Here is a 540-nt window from a genome sequence, read left to right as displayed (position 1 = left end):
GGTGAATGAAACCCTTGAGCCCGGTCCAGTTGTCTTCCGGCATCGCGTCGGAGAGGGCGATATTGAATTTGAAGTTGGGGAACTCCTTTTCGATGTCGCGGAACTCGTCGACATAGAACAATTCACGCAGGCTACGACCGCCGTACCAGTACGAGACTTTGCGGTTGGTCTTGCGTTCTTTGAACAGCTCAAAGATGTGACTGCGAAGCGGAGCCATACCGGCGCCACCGCCGATGTAGACCATTTCGGAGTCGGTGTCTTTGATAAAGAACTCGCCGTAAGGACCGGAGATCGTGACCTTGTCGCCCGGCTTCTTGCTGAAGATATAGCTGGACGCTTTGCCAGGCGGGGTTCCTTCCGGAGCCCGCGGCGGCGGCGAGGCGATACGGACATTGAGCATGATGATGCCCTTCTCGCCCGGATAGTTCGCCATCGAGTAAGCGCGAATGACCGGCTCGTCCACCTTCGACACATAACGCCAAATGTTGAACTTGTCCCAGTCTTCGTGGTATTCAGGCTGAACGGCGAAGTCTTTATAGG

The 540-nt window shown here is 55.6% G+C and carries 1 protein-coding gene; it reads right to left on the bottom strand.

Annotated elements, in window-relative coordinates; translation table 11 throughout:
- On the bottom strand, positions 1-540 hold a 540-nt coding region (nqrF, locus tag C5Y96_RS26000), incomplete at both ends, for an NADH:ubiquinone reductase (Na(+)-transporting) subunit F (RefSeq protein ID WP_105359497.1).

This window comes from Blastopirellula marina, from assembly GCF_002967715.1.
Taxonomy (GTDB): Bacteria; Planctomycetota; Planctomycetia; order Pirellulales; family Pirellulaceae; genus Bremerella; species Bremerella marina_B.
This window is presented reverse-complemented; position numbering and strand designations above follow the sequence as displayed.